The following is an 8368-nucleotide window of genomic DNA, read 5'->3' as shown; positions in this document are numbered from 1 at the left end:
CGGGGCCCGGCGTCGTCTGCAGGGGGTCGAAGGTCATCGGTGGTTCTCCTTGGGTGTGGGGTCGAGGGGCTTGCCGCTGAGGAGGTCGTGGGCGAGGGAGCGGTGGGTTCCGGCGGTGCGCTTGTGCTCGCGGCCCAGGGGGGCTTCAGCGGCGGCGAGTTGGTCGTAGGCGCTGGCGCGGGCGAGCAGGGCGGTGGCCCATGCGGCGCGCTTGTGGTCGGCGTCGGCGGTGCCGACGGCTGCCATGCTCGCCTGGTAAGCCTCGTCGGCTGCCTGCCGCAAGCTCTCTTGCTGTTCGCGGAGTTGGGCGGCCTGCTCGCGTTTTTCCTGCGCGGCGGTGCGGGCTGCGGGGTCGGCGTAGGAGGGCAGGGTGGCGGTGATCGCGTCGGTGCGGCCCTCGTGGTCGAGTTCGGCGAACCACTCGTCCAGGTTCGCGGCGAGTTCGGCGGAGGGGGTGCCCGCGCCGATGCCGGTGCGCTTGCGGCCCATCAGGGCCCAGCCCTCGACGGCGGGCGACCAGCGTTCATGGGCGGCCTGGCGGGAGACGCCGGTCATCTCGGCGATGGCGGCCCAGCTGGCGCCGCGCTCGCACTCGACGACGACGGCCTCCCGCACCAGCCGGTCGGCCAGGGACCGGACGTACAGGGCGTCGGCGAGGAGGTCGGCGTTCGCGTCCGCGGAGCGCGGCAGGTCGTCGAGGACGGCGATGATCACATGCTCGTCTCCGTCACGTAGCCATGTCAGTTGGACCACGCTGGGGGCAGTAACAACCAGGCCGGGGGTTCGCTCGTCGGCAGACCTAAGGGCGCTTCGCCTGTCGCCCCGTCGAAGTTGACCGTGCCGCCGGAGAACACCGCCCCGGAGAGGTCGCCGCCGTCGAACGTGACGTCGGTGAGGTCGAGGTCGTGGCCCTGCCAGGAGTGCGGGTGCTCGGGGGGCAGGCGCAGATGGTCGCGGATGAGGCGGATGACGGTGTGCCGGACCTCCCGCAGGGCGCGGTAGGCGTGCCGGGCAGCTGTGTCGCCCGACGGCAAGTCGGTCTCCGCTGTGTAGGGCAGGCGCAGGTAGGCGCACAGAACGTCGATGCAGGTCTGGCGTAGTTCGCGGGTGGGGGCGTCGTCGGCGAGGCCGGCCAGGGCATGCACCCCGCCCAGGCGCACGGCGGGGGAGTCCTCGCCGAGCTGGGCAACGGCGCTGGTGAAGCGTTCGGTGTGCAGGCGGGTGGCCTCGCGTAAGGCGCCGTCCTCGTCGACCCGCTGACGCCGGTATGCCACCACCAGGGCGACCAGGGCACCGGCCCCTGCGACCACCCCAAAGGACAGCTTCACCAGGTCGAACAGCGTCTGGGAGTCGATACGGTGCTCGGTCTTGAGCCCCCGGGCGCCGAGCAGGTCCCACCCCGCGGAGAACACCGCGGCGGCCACCAGGAGCGCGGTGGTGAAGGTCAGGACCAAGACGGTGCCGACCGGCCACAGGCGCAGCCCGCGCCGCTCCGTCCGGCGTCGGGGCAGTTGTGCTCTCACACACTCTCAGGACGGTCCGGGCCTGTCGCCGGTTGCGGCCCCGCCATCATCGCTCTGGAGTCCTAGCTCAGATACCAGCCGCAAAGCAGCCGGATGATCACGTGCTCACCGCCGTGGCGCCCTGCTCGTCGTACTCGCGGAATCCGCATGACGGTGGCGGGCGAGGGGTGCTGTACGGGCGCGGTCGGCTACCCGCGACCTACTTTGCAGCTGGTGTCTGAGCTAGGACTCCCAGGCCGGGTAGGCGCACCGAGTATCTCCCAGCACCCTCAAGTCGCCGTGCAGGAAGAGTTATCCACAGCTGTCGGACCGCAGTGCGGGGGTGTGGCCGGGGGCCAGTGCCCGGCCTCCTCCGGAAGGCGTGCGAGGTCGTCGAGCGAGGCCGGGGGATGCGGGCTGCAAGCAGACGGTTTGCCGCGACGTAGTGCTACGAAAACGCATTTCACCTTTCGAGGGGGATGAAGCTGACGTTCACACGTACAGGGGTGCACTAAGACTTCTCAGTACGAGATGGAGTGTTGCCTGTGTCCACCAACGTCACCCCGGCGCTCACCGCGCCCGCGTCTGTCGCCTCCCCCCGCCGGGCCGACGAAGAGCGGGCCGCCGCTCAGCGGGCCGCTGACGGGGAACTGTTCGAGCAACTGCAGGCGGACGGGTTCAAGGGCGCTCGCTTTGACATGCTCCGGGACCGCTTCTGGTTGTACGGCTGGAAGGTGCTACGGGCCTGGATGAGGGACGGCACGATCATCGAGCGCTGCCGTGAGCGCCGGATCTACTTCCCCGCGCCCTACACCGAGGTCGAAGAGATGATGCGGCGGGATGACGTCCGGCAAGACATCGTCATCGACTGCCTGAGCCGGGCTGTCCCTCGCTTCATGTCGGACTGCCTGCAGGACTGGAAGCCGGACGGCGGTCGGAGCCTGAACACCTTTTTCCTGCACCTTGCCCTGCACGTCTACCGGGACGCCTACCGGCAGTGGGCCGGCGGCCACCGGCAGCGGATGCGGGAGATCCTCGGACCCGACAGGGTTCCGGTCGACGACGACCCCTTTTCTGATGAATGGGGGTACGAGCCCGTGCCAGGTCCGGAGAGCCAGTTCGTGCTGCAGGAGACCCTGGACATCATCCTGGAGGGGTCCTCGATGGAGGAGCGGGCGGTGTGCACGGCCATGCTCAACACCGGGGCTACACAGGAGAGGATCGCGCAACAACTCGGGACCACCCGGAAGTCCGTCGAACGGCGCCTGAGCAAGGTCCGGCAGCGGGCCCGGGAGCTCGCCGCGGCCGGCGTCATCATGACCCCCTCGGTCAGCTCGGCGGTGACCCGGTGAACGGTCCCCTCGACCTGCGTGTCCTTGTACTCTTCCTTCTCGGTGCGGCCACGGCGTACATCGCGTACAGGCACCCGGACGTCGGCGTCGCCGTGCTCGTCGCCGTCGGTGTGGTGACCCTGGTGTACCTGCTCCTGGGGTCCGGCACGAACGGAGACCCTCCTGCGGGCTGACACACACCCTCGGTCGGACGGCTCGCGCGTACGCGTGCGCGCATACTGGGGGGTCCAGAAAGTCCAGGAACTCGACCGTCCCCCGGGTCCGGCCCGGCCCGGTGCGCGACAATCGCGGCGTGCAGACGTCGACGTTCCTCTCAGTCCGCGCGCTCGCCCAGCTCCTCGACGACCTGGGCGCCAGCGCGGCCCGTCGGCGTCAGCTGGACATGGTCCGCGGGGAGCTGGAGCGGGCGCTGGAGCGGGGCGCGCTGCCGGTCGGCGCCCGACGCAGCCTGCGGCGGCTCCTGGAGGAAGAGGCGCTCGGCCCGTATGTACGGCTCGCGGAGTCCGGGGCGCTGCGGCACCGCCGGGTCGAGGGCGGCTTCCCGCCCACATCGGAGTCGACCAACGAGATCCGCCGCAAGTGCGTCGACCTGCTGCGCGAGGCCCTGGGGATGCCCGCACTGCGCCTGGGCGGCGGGGAGATCCCGCTGCAGCCCGCCGGCCCGCAAGGGACCAACGCCCGTAACCGGCTGCCGCGTCGTGGAGGCGGTGAACTAGGAGGGCTCACCGCTGAATTTCACCTTCTGGACTTGCGCAGGGCGGCCTGCTCCAGGATGCGCCGGCGCGTCCAACGCCGGCGCCCGTTCTGGCGACCGGCGTTCTCGGCGACTGCATCCGTGGTCTTCAGCAGCGGCAGGTTGCCCTGGGAAAGGCTGCTGGAGAAGGAGCCGATGGTCTTGTACCCCAGCAAGGAGGCCGCCGCCGTTGCCCCCAGAAGCTCGTCGGGATCGCCGTCGACGGGGACGTCAGGCAGGGCCGGCGCCGTTTTGCTTGTCGTTCGTCTTCCGCGGCCTGGCCGGGTGGCCATCCAGTCCAGCAGAGTCTGCACACGCCACAGCTGCCGGCGGTAGGGGTTCTCGGCCGTACCCAACTCTTCGACGACGTCCGGGTCGGGGAAATACCCCGGGTGGTCGCGGACGAAGGTGGTGACCTGATTGGGATTCTTGTAGCCGAGGAACCGTGAGGCATCCGCCGCATTCAGCAGTTCCTCCGGGTCGCGGGAGGGTGGTGAGTGTTCCTGGAGCCTTGCCGGCTTGCGGTGGGCGAACCAGTCGGTGACCTTCGCGTGGTCCCACAGGCGGGCGCGGCCGCGCATGCCCGCAACCTCGGGAAACGGCACGCCGGCCGCGTTTTCCGCGCGCTCGGCGTAGAGGCCGCTGATGCGCGCGGGCGTCAGGCCTTGTTCAGCCGCGATCTCGGCAGCGTCGGCCAGACGAGGCTCACGGCGCGAGGCCATGGCAGAACCGCCGTTCTGTCAGGAGCGGACCGGCCCGCCCGGCCCACAACATAAATAATGGCAGGAGTTGCGGTGGGGGGACCAGTCCGCAGTTCAGGGTTTCTCCCGGACGGCCGTGCTCATGGCTCAATCCCCAGGGATCAAGCACACGCCGCGCCGTGCGGCGTCCTCCGCCATTTCCGCGTACGCCATGGCGGCCGGCGTCATCTCCCACTCGGTCACAGCCAGAAGCAGGATCACCTCGTCGCGGTCCTGCGATGCATCACAGGGCATACCGGCCGTGGCCGCGGCGGCCATCAGCTCCGCAGTGGCCAGCCCGCCGAGGCGCGCTGCCACACTTCGGTGCAGATCCTGCAGTCCCTGCTGGTACAGCTCGTTTGCCTCATGCAGGAGCAGCACCAGGTCCTCGTCGGGGCTGGCCGCTGCCGCCGCAACAAGGTCGAAAATCCGCTGGGTCGTCATCATCATTGAGTATGCCTCCCGGTTGGGAGCGAAGGCCGGTGTGGTCAGCGGCAGCTCTCGTATATGGCGTGGCCGCTGGCCCCGAGCCAGATCGGGTCCCCTCAGGGAGGCCGGTGGCGCCGCCGGTAGCCCGGGCAATCCGTGCGGCCATTACCCCTCGACCGTCGTACTCGCGGCATGTCTGTCCAGACGGCAAGGGCCCGTCTCGCCGTCCCCTCGGCGGGGCAGAGGCAGTGACGGTCGAGGCACTGGGCGAGAGCTCTCCGCGGAGATCGGCCGGTATGTGCCGCACGACGACTACCGGCCCGCGGGGGCAGCCCCGCTCACTCTGGCCGCATCGCTCCCGATTATGCGCAATGGCTTCAGCGTCGAGGGAGGGCAAGGGCGGCTCACTTGCTCACGGTGTGTTTCTGCTACCAGGAGGATGGGGGCGCGGTGCGGGCGATGACGCCGGGTAGGCGTCCGCTCTCGATAGTCTGATGCGGCAGGGACAGTCCGAAATGGGTGTGGCCCCTCTGAAGTGACCAGTGGTGATACCCCGTTGGCGACAGAATGGCCGTGTGCTAGTTCCGTCGCTGAGGAGGAATTCATGCTGGCCGTTGCGGAGCGTATGCGTGGGACTGATGGTGTGCCGGATGTGGTGCTCTGGCATGCCTCTGGTGATGGCGCCGAGTGTGACGGCGACTGTGACTTCCATGCTATTGCGTGCAGTGACGACGAGGGCATTGCGCTGACTGCGCCGAAGCGCGACGTGCCGCTCGACCTGGGTGTTCCTGGGGAGAGGTGGTGTGACGACTGCTTGGCGATCATCGTCCGCTCCGGCAACTCGTAATCGGGCGGAAAGGACGTAACGTGGCCTGGCCACTGGCCAGATAGATCCGCTGGTGTTCGGCGGCGGGATGGTGTTCCCAGCGGGCATTGAGGTCGCCGTTGGCGGTTACGGCTCGGAGTTTAAGGACGGCTTCGGCTCCGCCGAGGGCCCAGCGGGCGCCGCCAATGTCGAGTCTGTCGGCGATACAGGTGCCTGGCTGCTCCCTCAATGATCCCGGTGGTGATGGGCCAGCCGGCTGCGAGGGCCTGGTCGTAGTGCAGGAAGTCGCTGTTCGTGCACAGGTAGTGGGCGCACGTATCGACACCGCGATGCTGATCACCGGCCAACTCCGCCTGCTCTGAATGGGCTGAAGGGTAGGGATCACGTGTTGCGACGCTCCCTGGAGTCTGCCCATCCGGCGGGGCCCTTTGTCGTGCGCAGTGCCGGGAAGCGTGGACTACCGCGCGTGTGGTGGTTTCCGGGGTGGAGGGATGGACGGCAGGATTTCCCACAGCGGTCGACGGCCGCTGGCCCATTGCTGCAGGAGTTGCCGGTCGACCAGGTGCAGATGCTGCTGCCGGGCGAGTTCGCGGGCAGGCTGCGAGATCTTTCCGTTGGTCACCATCACGACGACGTCGCCGCCGTGCACGGGTCGGCCGGTGCCGTTGAGCGTCTGCAGTTCCGGAGTGCCGACGGCCGCGCCGGCGGGCCCTTTCCTGCGGTGCTTGCACTGGATCACCCAGTACCGGCCCTGAGGGTCATGGCCCTTCACATCGGCACCGAGGTCGCCTCGGCCGCCGCAGCGCAGTGCGTCGCGTGATCCGTCCCGGGCGAGCAGATCGCGCACGGCGACCTCGAAAGCCGTGTGGTGCATCGCGTCCAGCTGTCCGAGCGAGTACGTCAGGCCCTCGACCCTCAGTCGCGCAGAGCGCATCTGGTCAACCTGCCGGTAGATGAAGGCCGCGAGCACGAGCAGAGCAAGGAGTCCGAGCACGATCAGCACCCACCAGTGCGCCCACATCCACCGTCCGACCTTCATCAGCGCCAACCCGGCCACGACGAGCATGCCGAGTGCGACGAGCAGGTCTTCGTCGCTCTTGCGCCGGCGCCGGCGCGGGCTCACCGGGAGGCCTCCGCAGCCACCGCACGCTGCGCCCGGTGCCAGTCCTGTTCGGTGCGATTGGTGCCGTTGTATCCCTTGTTCCCGCGCACGGTGCCCCCTCATCTGCAGCTCCCCGCCGCTTTCATGAGAGCACCCGGTACTGACAGCGGACCCGGCGTTGAGATCCTCGACGACAACGACGCATGGCAGCTTCTCCACGGCCTCACGAACGTCGTGATCTACGACGAATCCGAGTTCACCCGCGCCCTCACAGACCGAATTCGTGAGCTCCAGGACGCCATGACCGCGTTCGGGCGCGCGTACGCGGAGGCCGCCCTCCCGGCGCTGGAGCAGGTCGCGCGCGCGTTCCAGACGATGCGCGAGGCGACTCGCCGGGGGCCACGGAGAGCCCGCCCGCCACCGTGAACGGCCCGCCTGGCAGTCGCCGCGGGTCCGCAAGGAGGCGACGTTGAACAGCCTCGGCTGGTTCATGGCGGGCCTGGGTGCAGGCATAGCCCTCGCCTGCGCCACCCACCTCCGCACCATCGCCCTCCACTGGGCACGACTTCCACGAAGCCTTCGGACAGCCCTCGCAGATCGGCGCGTTCGGCCTCGGCCTTCACGGCTACCTCGCTCGCCTCGACCAGGCCGACGCCGAGCAGCTGGAGTACGACCGCCACCAGGCCGCGCACCTCCGCTTGCTGGAACGTTCCTCCGACTAGCTCGGAGAGCGGCCGGCGCCCGTCCGCCTCCACATCCTCGACACCATGCGCGGAGTCGAGGCCGCCCTCGTCGAGACCGCAGACCAGACCGCGGCCGTCGTCCAGCGCTCGCCCATGAGCTACGCGCCGCGTGGGTGGCCGGCCGGCGACCGGGCCCGCCGGGACGTGCTCGCTCGGGGGGACGCGCTCGACCCGCGTCGGTGGCGGTACACGGGCCGCCGCACGGCCCCGTACGCCGCGCTGTGGCTCCTCACCCGCATCACCCACGCCCCGGGCCCGTTCACGGCGCTCCCGGAGAGGGAGGAGCGGCGCATCGTCGCGGTCGCGGCGGGCGCGGCCGCGGCGGGTGGAGCGGGCCCTCGACATCGCCGCGCAGCGCCGCACGCTGGAGCAGCGCCACGATTGCGGTGGTGCAATCGACATCCACGATGGCGAAGGCCGGCAGCCCTTCGCGCACTGCACCGGGTGCGGACAAGTGTGGTCAGAACGCGGGGCGGTCGCGGCATGACGCCGAAGGGGCAGCGTCAGGGGCTTCTGCGCCAGCTGCACGAGGAGGGCGTGAGGGCCCGACGGCGCCTCGCCGCCCGGCGCACGGGTTGGTGCCTGCTGCTCGCCGCGCTCATCACGACTTGGGTAGCTGCCTGGTCGTGACGGCGGGCGGGCCCGCGGGGGATGAGCCTCACATGTCAGCTGGGACACGGAGGTCGGAGTGGTTCGAGCACCGGGACCAAAGTCCCTTTGGTGGGATTTTGGTCCCTTTTCTTATTTAGATCCTATAACCGGCTTTTACGGAGCCTGCGCCATATGGCGCAGTCCTTCAAGATCATCATGGTGCAGGAGGTTCCGCCGTATCTCCTGCGCGGATGTGCTTTGAACGTCAGACCGGAAGGGCCTCATGAATATCCGTCAGCGCACTGCGACCGGCATGGTTGCCGCAGTGACTGCCACCTCGCTCATCATCG

At 69.3% G+C, this 8368-nt stretch carries 10 protein-coding genes and 1 pseudogene; 4 read left to right on the top strand and 7 right to left on the bottom strand.

Features of this window, described 5'->3' with window-relative positions; genetic code table 11:
- Positions 1–33: 33 nt before the first annotated feature.
- The gene (locus ACZ69I_RS22530) at positions 34–714 is read right to left on the bottom strand and encodes a hypothetical protein (RefSeq protein ID WP_470834184.1); all 681 of its coding nucleotides are present in this window, start codon (positions 712–714) and stop codon (positions 34–36) included.
- Positions 715–740: 26 nt separating this feature from the next.
- Positions 741–1523, bottom strand: a complete 783-nt coding sequence (locus ACZ69I_RS22525) for a hypothetical protein (RefSeq protein ID WP_470834183.1) — start codon at positions 1521–1523, stop codon at positions 741–743.
- 524 nt (positions 1524–2047) lie between these two features.
- Between ACZ69I_RS22525 and ACZ69I_RS22520 the strand changes: the two genes are divergently transcribed.
- A complete protein-coding gene (locus ACZ69I_RS22520) occupies positions 2048–2854 on the top strand; it encodes an RNA polymerase sigma factor (RefSeq protein WP_467677478.1) in 807 nt (268 codons plus the stop codon).
- Positions 2851–3027, top strand: coding sequence for a hypothetical protein (locus ACZ69I_RS22515; protein ID WP_467677480.1), 177 nt, complete (start codon positions 2851–2853; stop codon positions 3025–3027). Before ACZ69I_RS22520 ends, ACZ69I_RS22515 begins: the two co-directional genes overlap by 4 nt.
- Positions 3028–3167: 140 nt before the next feature.
- Here ACZ69I_RS22515 and ACZ69I_RS22510 read toward each other — a convergent pair whose 3' ends face one another.
- The 3 genes from ACZ69I_RS22510 to ACZ69I_RS22500 all read right to left on the bottom strand — a co-directional run bounded on the left by ACZ69I_RS22510 (position 3168) and on the right by ACZ69I_RS22500 (position 4777).
- Entirely contained in the window at positions 3168–3374 is a 207-nt protein-coding gene (locus ACZ69I_RS22510) for a hypothetical protein (RefSeq protein ID WP_467677482.1), read from the bottom strand.
- 215 nt (positions 3375–3589) lie between these two features.
- The gene (locus tag ACZ69I_RS22505; RefSeq protein ID WP_470834180.1) at positions 3590–4309 is read right to left on the bottom strand and encodes a hypothetical protein; all 720 of its coding nucleotides are present in this window, start codon (positions 4307–4309) and stop codon (positions 3590–3592) included.
- Between the two features lie 126 nt (positions 4310–4435).
- Positions 4436–4777 (bottom strand): hypothetical protein, encoded by a 342-nt coding sequence (locus tag ACZ69I_RS22500; protein ID WP_470834178.1) that lies wholly within the window; start codon positions 4775–4777, stop codon positions 4436–4438.
- A 583-nt stretch (positions 4778–5360) separates the two neighbouring features.
- Here ACZ69I_RS22500 and ACZ69I_RS22495 point away from each other — a divergent pair.
- Positions 5361–5603: a hypothetical protein gene (locus ACZ69I_RS22495; protein ID WP_470834177.1), complete on the top strand. Its 243-nt coding sequence runs from the start codon at positions 5361–5363 to the stop codon at positions 5601–5603.
- Here the strand turns inward: ACZ69I_RS22495 and ACZ69I_RS22490 are convergent.
- Positions 5578–5905, bottom strand: a pseudogene (locus ACZ69I_RS22490) (ISKra4 family transposase); the annotation flags it as partial. The gene ACZ69I_RS22495 and the pseudogene ACZ69I_RS22490 sit on opposite strands and share 26 nt — an antisense overlap.
- Positions 5906–6039: 134 nt before the next feature.
- Complete coding sequence (locus ACZ69I_RS22485) at positions 6040–6705, bottom strand: restriction endonuclease (protein WP_470834175.1); 666 nt, start codon at positions 6703–6705, stop codon at positions 6040–6042.
- A gap of 123 nt (positions 6706–6828) precedes the next feature.
- On the opposite strand from ACZ69I_RS22485, the gene ACZ69I_RS22480 reads away from it, so the two are divergent.
- Entirely contained in the window at positions 6829–7110 is a 282-nt protein-coding gene (locus tag ACZ69I_RS22480; RefSeq protein WP_470834174.1) for a hypothetical protein, read from the top strand.
- Positions 7111–8368 lie beyond the last annotated feature (1258 nt).

This window comes from Streptomyces sp. NPDC036815, from assembly GCF_055609205.1.
This window is presented reverse-complemented; position numbering and strand designations above follow the sequence as displayed.

What these genes read in the sequence shown, in the direction of transcription:
- ACZ69I_RS22505 (WP_470834180.1), bottom strand. Translation starts at nt 4,309, where the DNA reads ATGGCCTCGCGCCGTGAGCCTCGTCTGGCCGACGCTGCCGAGATCGCG.
- ACZ69I_RS22500 (WP_470834178.1), bottom strand. Translation starts at nt 4,777, where the DNA reads ATGATGATGACGACCCAGCGGATTTTCGACCTTGTTGCGGCGGCAGCG.
- ACZ69I_RS22495 (WP_470834177.1), top strand. Translation starts at nt 5,361, where the DNA reads ATGCTGGCCGTTGCGGAGCGTATGCGTGGGACTGATGGTGTGCCGGAT.
- ACZ69I_RS22480 (WP_470834174.1), top strand. Translation starts at nt 6,829, where the DNA reads ATGAGAGCACCCGGTACTGACAGCGGACCCGGCGTTGAGATCCTCGAC.